18 protein-coding genes are annotated in these 20,667 nt (G+C 55.0%); 8 read left to right on the plus strand and 10 right to left on the minus strand.

The window, feature by feature from the left end:
* Nucleotides 1–3: 3 nt before the first annotated feature.
* Both K0H80_RS05010 and K0H80_RS05015 read left to right on the plus strand, forming a co-directional pair.
* Nucleotides 4–828: a putative RNA methyltransferase gene (locus tag K0H80_RS05010; RefSeq protein WP_220073310.1), complete on the plus strand. Its 825-nt coding sequence runs from the start codon at nucleotides 4–6 to the stop codon at nucleotides 826–828.
* A gap of 93 nt (nucleotides 829–921) precedes the next feature.
* Nucleotides 922–1,863, plus strand: coding sequence for a L,D-transpeptidase family protein (locus K0H80_RS05015; protein ID WP_220073311.1), 942 nt, complete (start codon nucleotides 922–924; stop codon nucleotides 1,861–1,863).
* A 326-nt stretch (nucleotides 1,864–2,189) separates the two neighbouring features.
* Here K0H80_RS05015 and K0H80_RS05020 read toward each other — a convergent pair whose 3' ends face one another.
* Entirely contained in the window at nucleotides 2,190–2,456 is a 267-nt protein-coding gene (locus K0H80_RS05020) for an Lpp/OprI family alanine-zipper lipoprotein (protein ID WP_011864811.1), read from the minus strand.
* A gap of 209 nt (nucleotides 2,457–2,665) precedes the next feature.
* Nucleotides 2,666–3,907 carry a multifunctional CCA addition/repair protein gene (locus tag K0H80_RS05025; RefSeq protein ID WP_220073312.1) on the minus strand — a complete coding sequence of 414 codons (1,242 nt, stop codon included), beginning with the start codon at nucleotides 3,905–3,907 and terminating at the stop codon, nucleotides 2,666–2,668.
* Between the two features lie 187 nt (nucleotides 3,908–4,094).
* Here K0H80_RS05025 and K0H80_RS05030 point away from each other — a divergent pair, with 187 nt between their 5' ends.
* Nucleotides 4,095–5,828, plus strand: a complete 1,734-nt coding sequence (locus tag K0H80_RS05030) for an ExeA family protein (RefSeq protein WP_220073313.1) — start codon at nucleotides 4,095–4,097, stop codon at nucleotides 5,826–5,828.
* Nucleotides 5,828–6,940 (plus strand): general secretion pathway protein GspB, encoded by a 1,113-nt coding sequence (locus K0H80_RS05035; protein ID WP_220073314.1) that lies wholly within the window; start codon nucleotides 5,828–5,830, stop codon nucleotides 6,938–6,940. Before K0H80_RS05030 ends, K0H80_RS05035 begins: the two co-directional genes overlap by 1 nt.
* A 149-nt stretch (nucleotides 6,941–7,089) precedes the next feature.
* Here K0H80_RS05035 and nhaD read toward each other — a convergent pair whose 3' ends face one another.
* The 3 genes from nhaD to K0H80_RS05050 all read right to left on the minus strand — a co-directional run bounded on the left by nhaD (nucleotide 7,090) and on the right by K0H80_RS05050 (nucleotide 11,275).
* On the minus strand, nucleotides 7,090–8,337 hold the full coding sequence (nhaD, locus tag K0H80_RS05040) for a sodium:proton antiporter NhaD (protein WP_011864815.1): 1,248 nt from the start codon (nucleotides 8,335–8,337) through the stop codon (nucleotides 7,090–7,092).
* Nucleotides 8,338–8,941: 604 nt separating this feature from the next.
* Nucleotides 8,942–10,228 carry a glutamate-1-semialdehyde 2,1-aminomutase gene (gene hemL, locus K0H80_RS05045; protein ID WP_220073315.1) on the minus strand — a complete coding sequence of 429 codons (1,287 nt, stop codon included), beginning with the start codon at nucleotides 10,226–10,228 and terminating at the stop codon, nucleotides 8,942–8,944.
* 27 nt (nucleotides 10,229–10,255) lie between these two features.
* On the minus strand, nucleotides 10,256–11,275 hold the full coding sequence (locus K0H80_RS05050) for an aspartate carbamoyltransferase (protein ID WP_011864817.1): 1,020 nt from the start codon (nucleotides 11,273–11,275) through the stop codon (nucleotides 10,256–10,258).
* Nucleotides 11,276–11,792: 517 nt separating this feature from the next.
* Between K0H80_RS05050 and K0H80_RS05055 the strand changes: the two genes are divergently transcribed.
* Nucleotides 11,793–12,299, plus strand: coding sequence for a 2TM domain-containing protein (locus K0H80_RS05055; RefSeq protein ID WP_220073316.1), 507 nt, complete (start codon nucleotides 11,793–11,795; stop codon nucleotides 12,297–12,299).
* Between the two features lie 51 nt (nucleotides 12,300–12,350).
* Here the strand turns inward: K0H80_RS05055 and K0H80_RS05060 are convergent, their stop codons facing one another.
* Entirely contained in the window at nucleotides 12,351–14,060 is a 1,710-nt protein-coding gene (locus tag K0H80_RS05060) for a chloride channel protein (RefSeq protein ID WP_220073317.1), read from the minus strand.
* A 75-nt stretch (nucleotides 14,061–14,135) separates the two neighbouring features.
* On the opposite strand from K0H80_RS05060, the gene K0H80_RS05065 reads away from it, so the two are divergent.
* Nucleotides 14,136–15,053, plus strand: a complete 918-nt coding sequence (locus K0H80_RS05065) for a DUF6776 family protein (protein WP_220073318.1) — start codon at nucleotides 14,136–14,138, stop codon at nucleotides 15,051–15,053.
* Complete coding sequence (gene erpA, locus K0H80_RS05070; RefSeq protein ID WP_011864821.1) at nucleotides 15,046–15,396, plus strand: iron-sulfur cluster insertion protein ErpA; 351 nt, start codon at nucleotides 15,046–15,048, stop codon at nucleotides 15,394–15,396. The genes K0H80_RS05065 and erpA overlap by 8 nt, the downstream gene beginning before the upstream one ends.
* A 128-nt stretch (nucleotides 15,397–15,524) precedes the next feature.
* Here erpA and K0H80_RS05075 read toward each other — a convergent pair whose 3' ends face one another.
* The 4 genes from K0H80_RS05075 to K0H80_RS05090 form a co-directional block, all read right to left on the minus strand.
* Nucleotides 15,525–15,998, minus strand: coding sequence for a hypothetical protein (locus K0H80_RS05075; protein WP_434086642.1), 474 nt, complete (start codon nucleotides 15,996–15,998; stop codon nucleotides 15,525–15,527).
* A 61-nt stretch (nucleotides 15,999–16,059) separates the two neighbouring features.
* Entirely contained in the window at nucleotides 16,060–16,431 is a 372-nt protein-coding gene (locus tag K0H80_RS05080; RefSeq protein ID WP_398351021.1) for a DUF2750 domain-containing protein, read from the minus strand.
* A 157-nt stretch (nucleotides 16,432–16,588) separates the two neighbouring features.
* Nucleotides 16,589–17,698, minus strand: coding sequence for an anhydro-N-acetylmuramic acid kinase (locus tag K0H80_RS05085; RefSeq protein ID WP_220073319.1), 1,110 nt, complete (start codon nucleotides 17,696–17,698; stop codon nucleotides 16,589–16,591).
* Nucleotides 17,699–17,735: 37 nt separating this feature from the next.
* Nucleotides 17,736–19,232 (minus strand): peptidoglycan DD-metalloendopeptidase family protein, encoded by a 1,497-nt coding sequence (locus tag K0H80_RS05090; RefSeq protein ID WP_220073320.1) that lies wholly within the window; start codon nucleotides 19,230–19,232, stop codon nucleotides 17,736–17,738.
* 126 nt (nucleotides 19,233–19,358) lie between these two features.
* Here K0H80_RS05090 and tyrS point away from each other — a divergent pair, with 126 nt between their 5' ends.
* Nucleotides 19,359–20,555, plus strand: a complete 1,197-nt coding sequence (gene tyrS, locus K0H80_RS05095) for a tyrosine--tRNA ligase (RefSeq protein ID WP_220073321.1) — start codon at nucleotides 19,359–19,361, stop codon at nucleotides 20,553–20,555.
* Nucleotides 20,556–20,667: the final 112 nt, after the last annotated feature.

Below are 20,667 nucleotides of genomic sequence, written 5' to 3' on the forward strand. Positions count from 1 at the left end.
CCAATGAAAAGTCATTACTTGTGTCCCCTCTGCCAGGCGCCGCTGTTGGTGCACCAAGGCAGCCAGGGGCTGCACTGCGCCAACAAGCACCATTTCGATAAGGGGCCGCAGGGTTACTGGGTGTTCAGTCAGCCCAAGAAGCCCCATATCGATTCGCGCCAGTTGATGCGTGCCAAACACTTCCTGTTGGAATCGGGTATCTTCGCCCCCGTGGTCGAGGCCATTCAGCGTCAGCTAACTGAGCGATTGCCGAGTGATGCCACGCTGTCGCATCTGGATGTCGACAGCGGCGAGGGCTACTACCTGCGGGCACTGGCTGGTGTGTTTAACGCGCTTGGCCAAGCCTTTGAACAGACAGGCGTCGCCGAGGCGGAGAACGCCCTGTTTGTGGCGGCGAAGGCCCAGCCTGAAGCCAATCTGGTTCAGAGCCAGCTCAAGGTTCTGCCTTTCGCCGATGCCAGCTTCGATCTGGTGAGCCTGTTCGATAAGCCGCTTAAAGGCAAGGAGCCCCTGCGGGTGCTTAAACCTGGTGGCACCTTTATCTGGTTATCGCCGGGCCCCCGTCACCTGTGGCAGATAAGAGAGTTTATCTATCCTAACTTAACCGAGAAAGGCGGTGAGCCGCAGCAGCCAAAAGGTGTCACCCTTATGGCGAGCGAGCGCATTACTTATTCCCTGGCGCTCAGCGGCGAGCAGGCGCTGACGCTGCTGGAGATGACCCCCTTTGCCTGGCGGGCCAACGATAAGATAAAGCGGCAGATCGCCCAGCAGGATTTTGCGGCGCTGGAGATAGATCTCTATCTCACCCTGGCGACGAAAGATGCTTAGGTGAAAGTACATTTATTCACCACTAGAAAATCCCGGCGGCTCGGGTTACCCTTTGAGCCAAACCTTTAACTCGATTTTTGGAAAACCGTTTTGATGATGCGTAAATTGCTGTTGCTCATCTTGAGTCTCGCACCACTGCAGTTACTTGCTAATGTCTATTCCCTGCCGGCCAATGGCGGCCGCCTCATCGGCGAGCTGCAGACCCATGTGGTCGAGAAGGGCGACTACTTCAAAACCATCGCCGATAAGTACAATATCGGTATCTTGGAGTTGATGGAAACCAATCCCGGGGTGGATCCTTTCCTGCCGACTCCGGGCACCCAGTTGGTGATCCCCACTCAGATGCTGCTGCCGGACGTGCCGCGCAAGGGCATTGTGATCAACCTGCCGGAGCTGCGTCTCTACTATTTTCCAAAGAATGGCCGCGAGGTGCATGTCTTCCCCGTGGGCATTGGCCGTATCGGTCGTGAAACCCCAGAGATGACCACCAAGATCAAGGCGCGTATCCCTAATCCGAGCTGGACACCGCCGGCGAGTTTGCGCGCCGAGCATCTGCGTGAGCGCGGTGAGGTACTGCCACGCGTGGTGCCTGCTGGCCCGGATAACCCACTGGGTAAGTACGCCATGCAGCTCTCCTATGGCGATGGCAGCTACCTGATCCACGGCACTAACAAGGATTTTGGTATCGGTATGCGCGTCAGCGCCGGCTGTATCAGACTCAACCCAGATGATATCGAGTGGCTGTTCCACCAGGCCAAATATGGCGATAGCGTGCGGGTGATCAATCAAACGGTGAAGATTGCTACCGAGCCCGACGGCCGTCAGATCATCGAGGTGCATTCGCCCCTGTCTAAGACGGAAGATCAGCCCCGTGAGAAGGTGATCAGCCTGAGCAGCAAGGTGGTGAAGTTTATCAGCCAGGAAAGCGTCGATAACACCAAGGCAAACGATGCCCTGTTGACCCAGAACGGCATCCCTATGGTGATCTCACATCCACCGCTGACGGCGGCTCAGGATTTAGAGATCACTCCCTAGATTTTAGAAGCTTAGATTAGCAGCTTAGGTTTGAGTGACCGATGATTATCACTAAGGCGTCCATAGGGCGCCTTTTTTGTGGGCGTTTTTTAGTGGAGGTCTGGAGTGAGTGTCTTAAATTTCCGTTCGTGATTAGGTGCTACAGGCCAAAATGAAAACTAAGATACAGTAGGTTTAGAAAGCTTAGAGGAAAAGCTTAGAGGATGAGCTGAGTCAGAGATATTTGAGATGAAGAGTGGGGGATGACGAGCTTAGGAGAGAATTGAAAGTTAACGCAGTGGGGGAAAACATATCGGCAACACAGACGTGTTGCCGATACAGACAAATTACTTCTTGTAAGAAGAAGCGATGTTGTCGATGCGGTCGTTAGCACGCTTAGCTTCAGCTTGTGCGTCCATCGCAGCAGCTTTTGCATCTTTAACGTCAGCAGCAAGAGCACCTTGCTCAGACTTCAGAGAGCTAACTTCAGCTGATAATTGATCAACTTTGTTGCCTAGGTTAGCAACGCTTTCTTCTAGAGCAGTAGTGTTTGCGCAACCACCAAGAAGGGCAGTCATTGCTACGCCAGCAATCATCAGTACTTTTTTGTTCATTGGGAAATCCCTTTAAATAAGTTGGATTGAGTTGGAGCAGCCGAAAAGTACAACTGCAACTGGTTAATTATGTCATAGCCATTTTATTTTGCTATGAATTTTCACCCTAAGGTCGTAATACAATATCTCATGATTGTGCAAAATCAAGCTTGTCGAGGGTTTTTGCTCAAATTTTGGCTAATGATCACTAAAACTTAACCTTCGATTAGCTATGGCTTTGCATTTACGGCGGTTTTTCGCTTGTACTGCTCGATGACTTCGACCCTTTGCTTGTGTAATTCCGCCTTGATGTCTGCGCCCTTAAATCCCGCCTCTATGATAGGTTTTATCGCCACGTCGCGCGCAAGCTCAAAACAGTGCTGCACATAGGCCCCTTGGGGGTATGGACGCTCCTCCAGGCCTGTGCGTCCCTTGCTGTCGGCTTCGCAGGCCAGCAGGAGTTGCGGCAGTCTCTCGGGCTTACGCCAGAGATCGGCCTTGTCGAACAGCTTGACTATGGTCTCGGCTCGCAGTTCGAAGGCATTGTGGATGTTCTGATGCTGGTCGCTCACCAAGAGAGCCAGATCCCGGTAGTCGTTGGGGACGCGAAAGCGCTCGCACAGGGCGCGAATGAGCGGCAGGCCTTTTTGGCCATGGCCGTGATGTTTCGGCAGATGTTCCTTAGGCGACAGCGCCTTGCCAAGGTCGTGTACCAGGGCGGCGAAGCGCACCTGCTTGTCTTGGCTGAGTCTGGCGGCTTGCTCAAGCACCATGAGGGTGTGTATGCCGGTATCTATCTCTGGGTGCCACTGCTCTGGCTGAGGGATGCCAAACAGGGCTTCTATCTCGGGAAAAAGTATGTCCAGACCGCCAGCTTCTCTGAGCACCTCGAAGAACACCTGGGGCGCCTCTGTGGTTAGCGCCTTATCCAGCTCCTGAAATACCCGCTCAGGCGTTAGCGCCTCGAGCTCACCGCTTGCTGCGATGCGTTGCATCAGCGCCATGGTCTCTTGGGCGACCTTGAAGCCCAGCGGCTGAAAACGTGCGGCGAAGCGGGCGACCCTGAGCACCCGCAGCGGATCTTCGACGAAGGCGTCCGACACATGCCTGAGCAGGCGCTGCTCGATATCGGCCTGACCGCCATAGGGGTCGAAGACTCGTCCCGTTTCATCCTGGGCGATGGCGTTAATGGTGAGATCCCGCCTCAGCAAGTCTTCCTCCAGGGTGACATCCGGCGCCGCGTAGACGCTAAAGCCGCCATAGCCTACGCCTGTCTTACGCTCTGTGCGCGCCAGGGCATACTCCTGCTGAGTCTTAGGGTGGAGAAACACGGGGAAGTCTTTACCCACCTGGCGATAGCCTTTGTCGAGCATCTCTTGCACCGTTGCACCCACCACCATGTAGTCACGATCTTTAATGGGAATATTGAGTAACTGGTCGCGGACGGCGCCGCCAACTAAATAGATCTTCACGTCTCACCAAGGGAAATCTTTGTATTGGCTTAAGCTTATCATGGCAAGTTGTTAAATCGCATCCTTTCGCGGCTTAGATAGCAGGCTCGAGGCGCTGCTTTGGCGCAATTATTTGGGGGGAATTTTTGACAACGTCTCCCCTAGGGATTAATTTGAACCGTCATTACTATTTTGGGACTGAGACGGCATGTACAAGGCGTTTTACGGACTTAGCGATAACCCGTTTTCTATCGCACCCAACCCTCATTATCTGTTCCTGAGTGACAGGCATCGTGAGGCGTTGGCTCATTTAACCTATGGATTGGGTGAAACTGGTGGTTTTGTCTTGTTAACCGGCGAGGTGGGCACAGGAAAGACCACAGTGTCGCGCTGCCTGCTCAACCAACTGCCCGAAAATACCGATACCGCCTTTATCCTCAATCCTTCACTGACCGAGCTTGAGTTGCTGGCCACCTTATGTGATGAACTCGGGGTGCATTATGGTGAGTCGCCCACCCTGAAACAGCTCACCGATAAGCTGAGTCAGTTCCTGCTGGCCAACCATGAGAAGGGGCGCAATACCGTCCTTATCATCGACGAGGCGCAGCATCTGCGGGCCGAGGTGCTGGAACAGCTCAGGCTGCTGACCAACCTGGAGACTGATACCAAGAAGCTACTGCAGGTGATCCTAATCGGTCAGCCAGAGCTGCAACAACTGCTCAAGCGTCAGGAGCTCAGACAGCTGGCCCAGCGCATCACGGCGCGTTATCACCTGCTTCCCCTCACTCAGCAGGAGATTGCCCTCTATGTGCAGCACAGGCTACAGGTAGCCGGACGTCACGAGCCGCTGTTTCACCGCAGCGCCATCAAGACGCTCCACCAATATAGTGGCGGCATCCCGCGACTTATTAACCTCTTGTGTGAGCGCGCGCTGATGGCAGGTTATGCCCAGTCTAAGGTGCCTATCGACGCCAACATGGTGAGAACCGCCGCCAGCGAAGTCCTGGGCGAGGAGCTCAAGCAACGCAAACTACTGTGGCCGGTGACGGCCGCAACGATTATCCTGGCGACCTTTGCTGGCGCCTTCTACTTCTTTAACCTGCAGGGGCAGGGCGGTATAGCTGAGGCCAGCATAGCCCAGACTGGCGCAGTGCAGGCCAATGAGCCGACAGCGACAGGTGGGCAGCAGGCTAATCAGAACCATTCACAAGCCGTCAAGCAACAAACTCAGCTCCAAACTCAAACCAATCTGGCAAGCCGCCAAGTCGAAGAGAGCAATGCCAGCCTGAGCGCCGATCAGCGCATATTGCGTCAGGCGATCGGTCAGAGCCGCAGTATAGACACCGCCTACGCCGCCATACTCGGCCTGTGGGATAAGGCGCCTTATGTCGGCCTGACCGCCTGTCAGTCCGCTAAGCAGCAGGGGCTGGATTGCTTCCAGCAGCAGGGTAACTGGCACTCCTTGGTACGCCTCAACTATCCAGCCGTGGTCTATTTACAGGATGAGCGCGGCGAGCCCTTCTACGGTACCGTCGTGTCCCGCCAGGGCGAGCAGCTGTTGCTGCAGCTGGCTGAGCAGCAGCTTTGGGTCGACAGAGACTGGTTTACTCGCCACTTTGCCGGCACCTTCGAGCTCTTGTGGCAGGCACCAAGCTATCAGCCTAAGGAGATAGGCCGAGGCTCGGCGCCGGCGCAGATACAGTGGCTGGAGAATGCCCTGGCGCAGATCCAGAACAAGCCCGCCCGTCTGGTCGACTATTTCGATGCCGAGCTGGAGCAATCCCTGATGGACTTCCAGCGTCAGCATGGCCTGCGCGCCGATGCCATCGCCGGTAGCCAGACCTTAGTACAGCTCAATCTCTACCTCAGCGATAAGGGCCCGAGATTGCAGGAGCAGCAAGTGGGATTGCAGGGAAGAGTGCAAGGCGAGGGACGCTACTGATGTCTATCCTTCTCGATGCGGTGACCCGCGCGAAACAGCAAGATCAACAGCTAGACCCTGTGATCACCCCAAGGGCCCAGTATGAAGCGATGCAGCCCAAGTGGCCTCTGGTCGTCAAATTAGGCTTGTTAGGTACTGGCCTTGGCGGAGCCATCGCCCTCGCCTGGGTGCTCAGTGGGCAGGGAGAGCTGAGCGCGCAAAAGCAGGCCGCATCGGTATCTAACGTATCTAACATTGCTAGCCAACAAACCACTGGGGTGCAGATACAAACTAAGCCCCAGCAACAGCCCCAACAGCAGCGCGCGACTGAACAGCAGACTGGCCAGCCTTCTCTTGAGCAGAATCCTCAGACAGGCATCAAGCTGGCGGGTAAGGTTGCCCTGCCATTGCCGGTGGAGCGCCCCAGCGTTCAAGCCCGGACGAGTGAACCCTTGACTGCATCTACCACTCAGCCAAGGCGTCAGCAGTCCGCGCAAAGCGGTGTAAACACTAGCCTTGCGAATACTAGCAATTTGAATAACCAGAGCTTTGCGAACAACCAGAGTGCCGAGGAGCCGATCATCTTAGGTGCCAACGCCAACCAGCGTGGGCGAGAGCTGCTCAGCTCTCTAAAGGCGCAGGTGGATGAGGCGGCGGCCGATGTCGGCCTGGACGCTGCTTACGTTGAGGAGCAGCGCGCAAATCAAGACTTAGCAGAGGCTTTCGACCAAGCAAGTGAGCAACAAGCAGAGCCAGAAGCCCAGCAGCGCCCAGTGGTGAAGGATACCAGCAAGCTGGTGGCTGCCTTCGAGGCGGCGCTCAAGGAGGTGGAGAAGGAGAACGCCGTCGCCACGCCTGTGACTCAGCCTAAGCTGGATCCTATTCCGGCGGCCCAGCCCGATGAGCTGCCCAAGTATGGCCAGCTACCGGCGGGGATTCAGCTACAGGTGCCCGAGTTTAATATTTTGGCCCATGTCTATGCCAACGATCCTAAGAACCGCTGGCTGAATGTGGATGGCGCCGAGCTGCAACAGGGTGACATGATTGGCGGCAAGCTGAAGATTGTCGAGATACGCCCGAGGGATGTGGTGTTAGAGGTGGCCGGTACCGAGTTTAAGGTGCCCGCTATCTAGGCGTATAGCTGATATAAATTCAGCTGAGGCAAAGTCAGTAGACGTAAACTTAGCAGATGTAAAAAAGGCGATGAATCATTCATCGCCTTTTTCGTTTGAGTCTTGTTTGGTCTCAGTGCCTAAACAAAGAATGTCTAGGCAAAGAGTGCCTAGCCAAAGAACTCGTAGGCCAGTAGCAACGTCAGACCATAACCACAGGTGTAACACAGAGCCAGCGCAGGCACATACTTGAGGTAGGTGACGAAGGTGAGCTCTTTCACCTTACTCATGGCGATGATACCCGCCGCACTACCAATCACCAGCAGGGAGCCGCCCACGCCTACAGAGTAGGTGAGGCCCAGCCACTCTGGGGTGTTAAGCACAGGTTCGGCCTTCAACAGCGCCGCGGTGAGCGGTACGTTATCCAGAATTGCCGAGCCAATACCCGTCACGAAGTTAGAGATGTTAGGGTCAAACTTGGCATAGACCTCGGTCAGCAGATGCAGGGTGCCAATCTCTTTTAGCATGCCTACGAGCAGCAAGATCCCCAGGAAGAAGAGCAGGGTTTCGAACTCTACCTGACGGATATATTCGAGGATCTGTAGCTCTTCCTTGTTGCTGCGCTGCAGCGTGCCCATCAGGAACATCACCGACAGGCCCGACAGGAAGGTCAGCACAGGCGGAATACCGAAGAAGATGTTGAGCACCATGGTCATTATGATGGTGATCAGGAAGATGAGGGCGATAAACACATCCAGCTTGCTGTATTGGCGCTTGATGGGGGTGGTGCTCACATAGCCTTCCGCCTTCAGCGAGAAGAGCACCGCCAGCAGCATCACACTGGCCGCCGCCGGGATAAATAGCATAAGCAGCTGCGAGATATGGACATGGCCGCCGAGGAAGATCATCAGGGTTGTCACATCGCCGGTGATCAGCGCCACACCGCCCGAGTTTACCGCGAAGATGATGAGTACCGACATGCGGCGCTTCATCTGGCTCTCTAGTTGGAAGGTGGTCAACAAGCCCAGGGAAACCAGGGTCGCGGTGACGTTATCACAGATAGCCGACAGCACCAGGGAGAAGAGCGCCACCTGTATCATCAGCATGCGCACAGAGACCTTCTGGGGGAACAGCTTCTGCACCAGGATCTGAATCATGCCCTTGGCGTTCAGATAGGCCACGAAGGTCATGGTGGACATCAGGAAGAGCCAGAGGGTGGCGATTTCCAACAGGTTGTGGTCCAGTTCCTCTGCCACTAGGTGCTGGTGGCTGGGATCTCGCGCCGCAACAAACAGGGTGATCCAGGCAACACAGCCAAAGAAGAGGGTGGTTTTAGCCTTATTAATGTGGGTAACTTCTTCAAAAATAATGCTTAATAGCGCTAGCACAGCAAGTGTGATCAGGAAAATGTTGAGCATACATTTGTTCCTACGGCTGATAGTAAATCCCGTCCGGCAGAGGTGAGACGGCATGATTTACATCAAGGTTTGGTTAAGGTTGTTGTGTTAGGCGGCGATCTGACCATAGGATGGGATAATACGCAAGTGTTACCTTAGTCTAATTTCGCTTAAAAATGCGATCTCGCGCACATCGAGGCTTTTGAAATAGCGGAATATTTTTTGATTCCTTAAATCTGTGGTGAAAGCTGCTGATTTCTCGCCTATGGCTTTACTTGATTCAGTGCATCCTACTAAAGATTGTCATATACACAAGAGTCTCTACTGGTTGCGGCTATCAAGTTGGAATAAATTGTTTACGATTTGCGTCCTGCCAGGCGAATCGATGTGTAGCATCTCGAAATTGGTAGATGTGAGGCATGCCGATTTGAGTGACAAAGCGTGGGGCGAGCACTGGCATTGAGACGAAGGCCTAGGCTTTAAGCCAAAGACTGAGGCAAGGAGTAAAGGCCTAGGCTGTGAGTAAAGGCCTAGGCTATGGGTAAAGCAGGGCAATAAAAAAGGACGCCTGGGCGTCCTTTCTGCTTTCGTTACGAATGCGCGTTCGAATGACTGGCGCTAGCTATTACTTAGCCATGCGGGCGAAGACGCGATCCGCTGCGGCCAGCGTCTCTTCCAGTTCTTTCTCGCCGTGCGCCATAGAGAGGAAGCCTGCTTCATAGGCGCTAGGCGCCAGGTAAACACCTTCGTCCAGCATGCCGTGGTAGAAGGTGCGGAAGGCTTCTGCATCACACTGGGTGACCTGATCGAAGCGGGTTACCTGCTCCAGCTCGGTAAAGAAGAAACCGAACATGCCGCCCACATAGTTGATGCTCAGCGGGATACCATGCTTGTTGGCTGCGGCCTTGAAGCCCTCGGCGATACGCTGGGTCTTGGCGGCCAGCTCTTCATACAGGCCTTCGGCGCACAGCTCTTCCATCTGCGCCAGACCTGCCGACATGGCGATAGGGTTACCCGACAGGGTACCTGCCTGATACACAGGACCGGTAGGGGCGATGAACTGCATCACCTCTTTACGGCCACCGAAGGCGCCCACTGGCATACCGCCACCGATCACCTTACCCAGTGTGGTCAGGTCAGGCGTGATGCCGTAGTGGCCTTGTGCACCGCTCTTAGAGACGCGGAAACCTGTCATCACCTCGTCGATGATCAGCAGGGCGCCATACTGGTCACACAGGGCGCGCAGACCTTCCAAGAAGCCTGGAATTGGCGGGATGCAGTTCATGTTGCCGGCAACTGGCTCAAGGATGATACAGGCGATCTCTTCTGGGTACTGTTCAAACAGTGTCTTCACAGATTCCAGCTCGTTGTAAACCGCGGTCAGCGTGTGCTTAGCAAAATCTTCCGGGATACCCGGAGAGCTTGGCTGACCTAGGGTCAGGGCGCCAGAGCCCGCTTTTACCAGCAGACAGTCGGCATGGCCGTGGTAGCAGCCTTCAAACTTGAGGATCTTGTCGCGATTGGTAAAGCCGCGTGCCAGACGGATGGCGCTCATGGTGGCCTCTGTGCCTGAGCTCACCATACGAACCTGTTCCATCGAAGGCACCATCTCGATTACCTTCTCGGCCATGCGCACTTCAAGCTCGGTTGGCGCGCCGAAAGAGAGGCCATTCTCTACCGCGTCCAATACGGCTTGACGGATCTTTGGATGATTATGACCCAAGATCATCGGGCCCCAAGAGCCAACATAGTCTATATAGGCCTTGCCGTCGGCATCATAGATGTAAGCGCCGTCGGCTTTTTCGATGAAACGTGGTGAACCACCCACGCCGTTGAAGGCACGCACGGGTGAGTTAACGCCACCAGGGATAGTTTTCTTAGCCTGCTCAAATAGGGTTTCAGAACGGGTCATTCTAGATCCTTTAAAGTCGTCGCCAGATTAAAAATCGGCTTTTTGTGAATACCAATTTACCGGACATTCGTGCTGTTCAAGCTGTGAATCAACACCTAATGTCAACGCAAACAGCGCCATGCGGATAAGCAATCCGTTATCTGCCTGTCTGAAGATGGCCAAGTTTGGATGACTGTTGAGGTCATTGTCCAGCTCGTTGGCCTGCTCTCTCGAATCGCGGGGCAGCGGATGCATGATCACTGTATTCGATTTGCAATGCTGTGTGTAAATATTGTGGTTTAAGCGGAACTTACCACGATACTTGTTGGCCTCTTCCTGTGAAGGAAAACGCTCTTCTTGAATACGCGTCAGGTAGAGTATATCAGCCTGATCTAAATTGCCTTCAAGTTGATCTGTTATTGTGATCTTATGCCCAGCATTTTCAATGTCATCGATCACATAGTCTGGCATTGCCAGCTCTTTTGGTGAGATCAGGGTGAAGCTCACATCCTTGTACATGCACAGCAGGCGCGACAGCGAGTGTACCGTGCGGCCAAACTTGAGATCGCCCACCATGGCGATGTGCATGCCACTGATGCTGCGGCCACCGGCGGCCAGCTCTTTCTGTATGGTGAACAGATCCAGCAGCGCCTGGGTCGGGTGCTCGTTCGGGCCGTCGCCACCGTTGATCACTGGTACTCGGCTACCCTCGGCAAATTCACGCACCGAATAGGCATCGGGATGACGCATGGCGATCACATCTGAGTAGCTAGATAGAACACGGGCGGTGTCGTACAGGGACTCACCCTTAGAGAGCGACGAGGTGCCTATGCCGACGGTTTCGTTGACCTTGCCGCCCAGCAGGTTGAAGGCGCTGCCGAAGCTGACCCGGGTACGGGTGCTGGGTTCGAAAAACAGATTACCCAGAATCGCGCCGTCGAGTACCGTGGTACGTTTGCGTCTGAGGGCATAGGGAGTCATTCGCGATGCAACGCTAAAGATCTCTTGTACGGCATCTAGATTGAGTTGGTTTACCGAGAGGATGTGTGAACCTTGAAACTGAGTCATCAGCCTTTATTTCCAATTTCGGGGGGCAAAATGGCCGAAGCAGATGGTCATTTCGCCCTAAGTTATGTAGGGTGGCTGAGGCGACACTATACCAGACATAGCGAGGCGGTGGAATAACCCGCCGGGCAAATTTGCGTGTTGGCACAAGCTTTGTTTGACTAGATCCTGTGAGCCAGATTGGCGCCGAATTTAGGGGCGAGTAACAGGGATAAGTAGTCGGCATAAGTTGTCGGGATAAGTAGTCGGGACAAGAAGCGGGTAAGTGCGCCGAGCGACTAAGTGTGGATTAGTTCGCATCTCAGGTTTTGTTGTATTTAACCTGTTGAAATTAAAGGCGAGTCACGCGCGTGTCGCGCTATTCTCTTGTCTGAGTCGGCAGGCGTGTCGTGCTCGAGTCGTGCAGATGTTTCATCAAAGTCATGCTTAAGTCGTGTATTAGTCGGCTAAACGCCGTGGTGGGACAAACTACCCGGGGCTAAGCTGGCATCTCCAATTAAACAGAGGGTTAAGGAAAACAATGATTATTCGTAAACTACGTCTTCAACGGGCCTGGTCGCAGGAGCAACTGGCGCAGCATTCAGGGCTTAATGTGCGCACCATACAGCGTCTTGAGCGGGGACAGAAGGCGAGTCTCGAATCATTGAAATCTTTAGCTTCGGTATTTGAGGTGCCTCTGGAGGCGCTGCAACAGGAGATGGATATGAGTATGACAATGGACAAGCAAACCGATGAAGCAGTTAATGAGAGCCTGGCGCCGGTCAGCAGTGATGAGCGCGCCGCCATCGAATATGTCAAAGAGCTGAAAGGCTTCTACAGCAACCTAGTGACCATGGCGATTGTCTTGCCGCTTCTCTACCTGCTGAATCTGATGATAAGCCCAGGTTATATGTGGGTCTGGTGGGTGGTACTGGGATGGGGCGGCGGCCTGGTGCTGCACGCCATCTCGGTATTCGAGCCCTTCAGCCTGTTTGGGGCGAGCTGGGAGAAACGCCAGATTGAGAAGCGACTCAAGCGTAGGCTCTAGCGTTAATATTCAGATATAGTCGTCAGTCTAATGTCTTTAGGCTGGCGCCTGCTAAATCTGCCCCTGGTTGATCTCTTTTTGCAGCATCACCCAGCTGATCACCCCGACCACATTATCGCGCTTATCCTGATAGATAAACACCTCGCCGCGACGCTCCTTAGAGAGAATGTCGTAGACCTCTTTCAGGGTGGCGGTATCCACTAGGCCCTCTATGGGGTGACGGGTCAGGGTACTCATCTCCTCGGTAACCTGCAGCTCTATCTGCAGCATCTCCATCTGGCCCTGATTGTTCTGCATCAACACAGATCGTCCCTCGGCGCGCTTAAGCACCTCCAGCAGCAGCTCGTCGTTGTCTTTCACGATAACGAAGCGCTTGTCCATCACGGCGCGCACCCCCTGTTTCTGCAGGCCGAGTTTGACCGAGGAGACCTTGTAGTCCAGCCCCATCAGCTCTATCTGCTTGTAAAACAGCGACTTGGTATTGAACGCCTGATGGGCGATCAGGAACGCCGGAATAGTCACGAACATGGACGGCAAGATGATGGCGGCGTTATTGGTCAGCTCCAGCAGGGCGACCAGGGCCGCCAGGGGGGCGCTGAGGCAGACCCCCATCATGGCCGTCATGCCTATGATGGTGTAGAGGCCCACATAGGGGGTGATAGTGGGAAACAACATGGCACTGACCACTGCGAGGATGGCGCCAATTAACGCGCCTATGCCAAACAGCGGGCCTATTATGCCGCCGGGTATTCCCAGGCCGATGGCGGCTATGGTGGCGATGATTTTGCCCAGCAACAGGCCAACAAGTAGCGCCAAGCTTGGGTGTTCGCTGATGGCGTGGCTGATGGCCAGGTCGCCGCTGCCCAGCGCCTGTGGCAGGAAGAAGCCTATGATGGTGGTGATAAGCCCGGCGATGAGCAGGCGCAGGATCAGGGGATGCTGCTGCCCTTTGGCGGTGACTTTCAGCAGGGTGTGATTAAACAGGGCGGCGATACAGCCTAGGGTGATGCCGCACAGCGCCAGTACGGGATATTGTGACAGGGGAATATGGCTCACCCCTATCTGGTCATATTCATGGATATTGCCAAACACCAGCTGGCTGGAGAGGGCGCCGCATATGGCCGAGAGCATGATGGGGAAGAAGTAATGCACCTTGTATTCCCGCAGTATCACCTCGAATACGAAGATCACCGCCGCCAGCGGGGCGTTAAAGGTGGCGGCAATCCCGGCGGCGATGCCACTGGCGCACATGATGCGCACGCTGTTGTCGGGCAGTTTAAACTTCTCTGCCATCACACTGGCGCTCACCGCGCCCAGGTGAATCGCTGGGCCCTCACGGCCCACGGAGAAGTTGGTCGCCAGGGCAAACAGCGCCTGAAAGAACTGTCCCGGCGCGGACTGCAGGGGGATCTTGCCGTAGTGCAATTTCATCCGCTGCATCACATAGGCGATCCCCATGCGTTTATAGCGCTTGGATCCCAAAACGGCCACAAACCAGATTAAGATCGCCCCTAAAAGTGGCAATAGGACTCGCCAGTCACCTAAGTTGCCAGTAAACTGCCACTCTTGGGTCTGGGTGAGCTGGTTGAGCCACAGCAATAAAAGTCGAAACAGAATGATCACGCCAGAGGCCACCAGGGCGAAGGCGAGGGCGAGGCCACAAAGCTGCACGCTGATCTTGGCCTGGGCCAATTTGTCTTTGAGGTCGGTATTCAGGTATTTCTGGCATTGCTGTATGGCGCTGTTTATTCTGAGCTGCACAGTAACCTTCCGGATCAATCGTTAGTAACGCTTCGCGGGGCGAATGAAGAAATTATCATAAGGGGCTAGTACTTAATGCCAAATTATCATCGCTGGGTCGATCGCATGCAAGTGCTCGAACGAAAAATTAGACCTTCGAGCGTTTATCTGTTTTGTTTAGTGATCGTGGCCTTCTTACTCGGCGTGTTGACCTGGGACCTCTGGTCTGCCAATCATTCGGTGACACCGACCCAATCCAATGGCCGCGAGGCCGAGCTGCGCCAGGCGCTCAAGGAGCAGGCCGAGGTGCTGGCGTCGCGTAATCTCGAGCTGTCGCTGGAGCGCGAAGCCAACAGTAACATGCAGAAGATGTTTCTGGAGCAGCATCAGAAACAGAAGTCACTCGACAGAGAGCTGGCTTTCTACCGCAGCATCATGGCGCCAGAGCATCAGGCCGATGGCGTCGCCATTCACGGGCTGGAGATGACGCCGGGCCCGCTGACCCATCAGTATCAGATCAAGTTAGTGCTTACTCAGCTGCAGAAGCGCAAGCAGGCGTTGAAGGGCCAGGCCAAGCTTGCCTTCGTCGGTGTGCAGCAGGGCAAGATAGTGACTCTGCCACTTTCATCGCTTACCGATGCCAAGTTTGCCTTTAGCTTCCGTTATTTTCAGACCCTCGAGGCGCAGATCACCCTGCCAAGCGATTTCGAGCTGTCTCGGGTCGAGACTGAGGTCATAGTGCCCGCCAGTCGCTGGAGTAAGGGAGCAAAGGCGCAGCAGAGCTTCAGCGCCCAGGAGCTGCTGGCCACGCCAGAGGGCGACACTGACGTAGGCGCCCGTTCAGGGGGCGAGCCCAACGCGGTAGAGGAGCCCCATGGGGACGAGGGCTACGCCCCCGCCGAGGAGGGCGAAGGTTCACAGATTTCAACAGAGCCACGACTATTACTTGAACAAAATAGTCAGGTATCGGATAATTCCGCTCAGCAAACCGATGTAAGAGGTAGTAATGACTGAACAAGCTGAAGATACAATGCCAATTCGTTTTACCGACGCGGCAGCGGCCAAGGTAAAAACCCTATTGGAGGAAGAGCAAAACGACGCGCTTAAGTTACGTGTGTACGTGACCGGCGGCGGGTGTTCAGGTTTTCAGTATGGCTTTACATTCGATGAGAAGGTCAACGAAGGTGACTTTACCGTTGAGAAACAAGGGGTTCAATTAGTTGTCGATCCTATGAGCCTGCAATACCTGGTAGGCGGTGAAGTGGATTACACCTCGGGCCTGGAAGGCTCTCGTTTCTTCGTTAAGAACCCTAACGCCACCACCACATGTGGCTGTGGTGCCAGCTTCTCGGTTTAGGTCTAATCTCTTAAACCGAAAGCCGCGATGACGCCATTGAGCGCATAAAGAAAAAGCCAGCAATAGCTGGCTTTTTTGTATCTGTGTTCTTTATGACTCTAATAACTCTAGGCTGGTAGGTCACCGGCTTATTTCATGATATTCATGCTGTTCTTGATATGGCAGTAGGCCTTTACCTTAGGAGTGAAGGCAATCCATACCTGCACCACGGCCAGCAGTATCAGCACAGTGAACACTAACCAATCTGGCAGCTTGCCCTGCCAATCGCCCAGGTGAAAGGTCGAGGGACCGGCCACCAGGTTGTCAGGGTCATATAAGATCACCGGCAGCAGGCTCACCAGACCGAGCTGGATAATGGTGTAGCCCCTGAGCATATAGAGTCCGGCCTTCTGGCGGCCCAGCACGGCAATCACCATCAGCAGGGTCAGCATGCAAAACAGCACGCCTTGCTTGGCCATCAGGCCACTGACGGAGGCCAGGGTCAGCAGACTCAGCAGGGCCAGCAGGCGCTTGGGCAGCTTAGCCTTCACCGGCTGCTGACTAGCGACTTTTGCGAGTTCAGCGGCTTGTGCCTTGTCAGCCTGGTCGTTTGTCTCAGTCATCTCTGGCATCGACACCTTGTTCTCTTCCATTATCTGAACCGATAGCGTTAACGTTGGCCGATCAGTGACGCGGCTTAGGCGTCAGACGCTGCTCAAGCTCATAGGGCGGGATCACCACGCCTAGATCGTCCTGTACCGGGAACACGGCGACAAACAGGTCATCGTCCTGCATGCCAGGCACCCAGCGTTCCAGCCACTCGTCCAGCGGGATGGCCAGTGGGATGCAGTCGGCCCAGTCGTCGACGGCCCACTGCTTGGCGGATTCTTCACATGGCCACATAGGGATGCAGTCTTCATCTTCTGTGGTCAGCATGACGCAGCCATCGACATCCTGTAGGGTCCATAGGGTCTTGGTGGCCTTGGCTTGCTCGACGAGGTAGTCGTAACGGGCTTCTGGGGTCATCTGGCTGGCTTGTTGTGCACTCTTGGTCATTGCGGTCTCTTTCATCAATTAGTGGCTGGGCCGATTGGCCGCCATGATAGCAATCTGCGCCGCCCTAGGCTAACAGTTTTGTCCCTGAGATGGGCGGTGCAAAGCGCCTTGGATAGTGTTAGTTGTCGTGATCAGTTGCCTTACTCAGACGGCTTACTCAGTTGCCGGGGAAGAGACCACCGAGCACGGTTTCCCGGCTGGCGCCCGTGATCGCCGGCAGGTTGCCCGGCAGCCCCAGCTTGTGGCGCATGGCGAGCCAGGCGAAGGCGATGCCTTCCACCCATTGAGGATCGACCCCTAGGCTGGCGGTGGTATGCACCTGATAGCCGGGCAGCAGCGCAGCCAGGCGTGTTAGCAGCTCTGTGTTAAAGGCGCCGCCACCGCACACATAAAGCTCGGCTTTATCGGTGAGCTTGAGGCAGTCGTTGGCTATGCTGTGGCAGGTGAGATCCAGCAGGGTGGACTGAATATCCGCCTCATGCAGATAGCCGAAATCTGCGGTCTGCTGCTCCAGCCAGGCCTGGTTAAACAGCTCGCGTCCCGTGCTCTTGGGGGCGCTGAGGGAGAAATAGGAGTGGGACAGCATCTGCTTGAGCAGCTGCTCGTCCGTCTTGCCGCTGGCCGCCCAGGCGCCGTCTTTATCGTAAGCTTCGCCCTGGACCTGCTTTATCCAGGTGTCGATAAGGGTATTGCCCGGACCGTTATCGAAACCAATTACAGCGCTGGCATCCCCAGGCAGATAGGTGATGTTGGAGATGCCGCCTATGTTGAGGATCATCCGCTGGTGGCCGGCTCTGGCAAACAGCTGCTGGTGAAAGGCGGGTACCAGGGGCGCACCCTGACCGCCCAGGGCGATATCTTTACGGCGAAAGTCGGCGATGACATCTATACCCGTATGCGCGGCGATGGTGTTGGGGTCGCCAATCTGCAAAGTAAAGCCCAGTTCCAGGTTGGGCATGTGGCGCACCGTCTGGCCGTGGCTGCCGATGGCCATGATCTGATGTCTGTCGACGCCGCTCTTGGTCAGCAGGCCCTCGACCGCCTGGGCAAACAGCTTGCCGACGCTGCGGTCCAGTATGCCCATGCGGTTGATCTCGTCGGATCCCGACTGACACAGGCGCTGCAGGCCGCTCAGCAAATGGCTGGGCAGCGGCTCGGTATGGGTGTCGACCAGGGTGATCTTATCGTCGGTGAAGTCGACCAATACCGCGTCGACGCCATCCATGCTAGTGCCCGACATCAGGCCGATATAGTAATGTTTGCTCATCTAGGTGTCCTGGGGTCTGTTGACCCAAAAGAGAGACTCACTGGGAGGCCAATTGCACTTGCTTGTTCTGTTCAAGGTTAGCCATCAATTGCTTACTCAGGGCGAGGAAGCTGGATTTTTCCTTGCTGTCTATGGGCAGAGATTGCGGCAGCTTGACCGTGCGTGGATTGCGGTGCACGCCGTTAACGATAAATTCGTAATGCAGGTGAGCGCCTGTCACGCGGCCGGTTGAGCCCAGAGTGCCGATGATTTGTCCCTGCTTCACCGTCTGGCCCTGCTTGACTTTACGTTTTTTTAGATGGAGATACTTGGTGGTATAGGTCTCATTATGCTTGATGAAGACATAATTACCATTGTATTGGTTGTAGCCGGACTTGATCACCCGTCCTTTACCCGCGGCCTTGATGGGGGTACCGACGGCCGCCACATAGTCTACACCGCGGTGGGCCTTGACCTGACCCGTGACCGGGTGCAGGCGGCGCGGGTTGAAGCTGGAGCTGACATACTTGAAGTCTACCGGCGAGCGCAGGAATGCCTTGCGCATGCTGCGCCCCTCGTCGGAATAGTAGTTGCCGTCCTTGTAGCGCACCGCCGTGTAGCGATCGCCCTGGTTATAGAACTCGGCGGCCAGGATATTGCCGTTACGCAGAAACTCGCCGTCGGCGTATTCCTCTTCAAACAGGATGGCGAAGTTGTCACCCTGGCGCAGATCCAGGGCAAAGTCGATATCCCAGCCAAAGATGGTGGCCAGCTGCATGATCTGGTTGGGCGTTAAGCCCGCGCCGACGCCGGCGTTCCAGAAGTTGCTGCTGATGGTGGCGCTGGCAAATTTGGTGCGGTTTTCCACCGTCTTCTTGATGATCTCTTCGCTGTAGCCCTTATCGTCCTTGCAGATCTTCAGGGTCGAGATGGGGTCAAGATGATAGACCACCCGCTTGAGCTGACCGGCATCGTCCTTGACGATAATGATCTCTTCGCCGGGCATGATTTTTAACAGGTTCTTCTTGGCCTTGGGGAGCTGAGTGATCTCATACACGTCACGGGCCGAGAGTCCGGCGCGTTTAAACAGGGCGGCAAGGGTGTCGCCGCTGCGCACGGTAAACTCCTCGCTGCTTTCCCTTTCCTCTTCGGGCTCGGCGACGACTGGGTTGTCGGTGACCTGGGTCAGAGCGCTCTCATTTAGGTCGAGACTTCCATTAAGGTCGAGATTGCCGTTAAGGTCTAGGCTGCCGCTCTCCTGAGTATTGCGGGCGATCTCATCGGCGCTGGGGGGCTCGGGCGTGCGAAAGGCGAGGGGCACAGGATAGGCATAGCCATTTGTCTTGGTGTCGTTCGTAGCGTTTTCGCCTGATGCGCCGCTACCTGCTTGTTCGCCAAGGCGAATCTTGCCCGTTAGCGAGGTATTGGTTGAACGGGAGGCCTCGGCATCGTCGGAGGGGAGAAATATCACGCCTATGGTGATCATCACTAAGACACTCAATATGATTTGATGCAATCTGGGTAATAGTTTTAAGAGTGTGATGATCTTTCCCATTGACTCCGATACCAATTTCTAACACTTAAGCCGATCCTGTTAGTGTACACTCTTTCATTTGTGCTGGCTAACAAGTAACATTAGTCCCCATTATTTACCTATCGGCTCTTAGGAGTAGCTGCCAAGATGGCTAATTTAGACCAAGCATTAGCAGAAATTAAACGTGGTACCGACGAGATCTTGCTCGAATCGGATCTGCTGGAAAAATTAAAAGAGGGACGTCCTCTGCGCATCAAGTTGGGGGCCGACCCAACCGCACCGGATATTCATCTTGGCCATACTGTGATCCTCAATAAGATGCGTGCCTTCCAGGAGCTGGGACACGAAGTGATCTTCCTGATCGGCGACTTCACCGGCATGGTGGGTGACCCGAGTGGTAAGAACAGCACGCGTCCGCCGCTGACCCGCGAGCAGGTGCTGGCAAACGCCGAAACCTATAAGGAACAGGTGTACAAGATCCTGGACCCGGCCAAGACCCGCATCGAGTTCAACTCGAGCTGGTTAGAGGAGCTGGGCGCGGCGGGCATGATCCGTCTGGCCTCACAGCAGACAGTGGCGCGCATGATGGAACGTGACGACTTTAAGAAGCGCTATGCCTCGGGTCAGTCGATCGCCATCCACGAATTTATGTACCCACTGCTGCAGGGCTATGACTCTGTTGCGCTGGAAGCCGACGTCGAGCTTGGCGGTACGGATCAGAAGTTCAACCTGCTGATGGGCCGTGAGCTGCAAAAGGCTGCGGGTCAGAAGCCACAGGCGGTGATCATGATGCCACTGCTTGAAGGTCTGGACGGCGTGAAGAAGATGTCTAAGTCGGCCAACAACTATATCGGCGTCAGCGAGCCTGCCGGTGAGATGTTTGGCAAGATCATGTCTATCTCTGATGACCTGATGTGGCGCTACTTCGAGCTGCTCTCTTTCCGTCCACTGGAAGAGATCGCCCAGCTTAAGAGCGATGTCGACAACGGCACTAACCCAAGAGATGTGAAGATCGCCCTGGCGAAAGAGATCATCGCCCGTTTCCACGACGAGGCGGCAGCCGAGGCAGCGCATCAGGAGTTTATCAACCGCTTCCAGAAGGGCGCGATCCCAGATGATATCCAGGAGATCGAGATTGCCGCCGGTGAAGGTATCGGCATCGCCAACGTGCTTAAAGATGCAGGCCTGGTCAGCTCGACCTCTGAGGCGATGCGTATGATCAAGCAGGGCGCGGCTAAGCTGGATGGCGACAAGATTGAAGACAGCCGTCTAGTGCTTAACGCCGGCATGACGGGCGTGTTCCAGGTGGGTAAGCGCAAGTTTGCCAAGATCACCCTGGTTTAAAGATTTAACGTCGAATCATTTCAAGAGGCCTGCTTAATGCAGGCCTTTTTTATGCGTGTTGGAAAGTTGGAAAGTTGGAAAGTTGGAGAGCTTGAAAGTGGCTAGCGCTCGG

This window comes from Shewanella aegiceratis (assembly GCF_019457495.1).
GTDB classification, from domain to species: domain Bacteria; phylum Pseudomonadota; class Gammaproteobacteria; order Enterobacterales; family Shewanellaceae; genus Shewanella; species Shewanella loihica.

What these genes read in the sequence shown, in the direction of transcription:
- K0H80_RS05010 (WP_220073310.1), top strand. Translation starts at nt 4, where the DNA reads ATGAAAAGTCATTACTTGTGTCCCCTCTGCCAGGCGCCGCTGTTGGTG.
- K0H80_RS05015 (WP_220073311.1), top strand. Translation starts at nt 922, where the DNA reads ATGATGCGTAAATTGCTGTTGCTCATCTTGAGTCTCGCACCACTGCAG.
- K0H80_RS05020 (WP_011864811.1), bottom strand. Translation starts at nt 2,456, where the DNA reads ATGAACAAAAAAGTACTGATGATTGCTGGCGTAGCAATGACTGCCCTT.
- K0H80_RS05030 (WP_220073313.1), top strand. Translation starts at nt 4,095, where the DNA reads ATGTACAAGGCGTTTTACGGACTTAGCGATAACCCGTTTTCTATCGCA.
- K0H80_RS05035 (WP_220073314.1), top strand. Translation starts at nt 5,828, where the DNA reads ATGTCTATCCTTCTCGATGCGGTGACCCGCGCGAAACAGCAAGATCAA.
- nhaD (WP_011864815.1), bottom strand. Translation starts at nt 8,337, where the DNA reads ATGCTCAACATTTTCCTGATCACACTTGCTGTGCTAGCGCTATTAAGC.
- hemL (WP_220073315.1), bottom strand. Translation starts at nt 10,228, where the DNA reads ATGACCCGTTCTGAAACCCTATTTGAGCAGGCTAAGAAAACTATCCCT.
- K0H80_RS05050 (WP_011864817.1), bottom strand. Translation starts at nt 11,275, where the DNA reads ATGACTCAGTTTCAAGGTTCACACATCCTCTCGGTAAACCAACTCAAT.
- K0H80_RS05055 (WP_220073316.1), top strand. Translation starts at nt 11,793, where the DNA reads ATGATTATTCGTAAACTACGTCTTCAACGGGCCTGGTCGCAGGAGCAA.
- K0H80_RS05065 (WP_220073318.1), top strand. Translation starts at nt 14,136, where the DNA reads ATGCCAAATTATCATCGCTGGGTCGATCGCATGCAAGTGCTCGAACGA.
- erpA (WP_011864821.1), top strand. Translation starts at nt 15,046, where the DNA reads ATGACTGAACAAGCTGAAGATACAATGCCAATTCGTTTTACCGACGCG.
- K0H80_RS05075 (WP_434086642.1), bottom strand. Translation starts at nt 15,998, where the DNA reads ATGACTGAGACAAACGACCAGGCTGACAAGGCACAAGCCGCTGAACTC.
- K0H80_RS05080 (WP_398351021.1), bottom strand. Translation starts at nt 16,431, where the DNA reads ATGACCAAGAGTGCACAACAAGCCAGCCAGATGACCCCAGAAGCCCGT.
- K0H80_RS05085 (WP_220073319.1), bottom strand. Translation starts at nt 17,698, where the DNA reads ATGAGCAAACATTACTATATCGGCCTGATGTCGGGCACTAGCATGGAT.
- K0H80_RS05090 (WP_220073320.1), bottom strand. Translation starts at nt 19,232, where the DNA reads ATGGGAAAGATCATCACACTCTTAAAACTATTACCCAGATTGCATCAA.
- tyrS (WP_220073321.1), top strand. Translation starts at nt 19,359, where the DNA reads ATGGCTAATTTAGACCAAGCATTAGCAGAAATTAAACGTGGTACCGAC.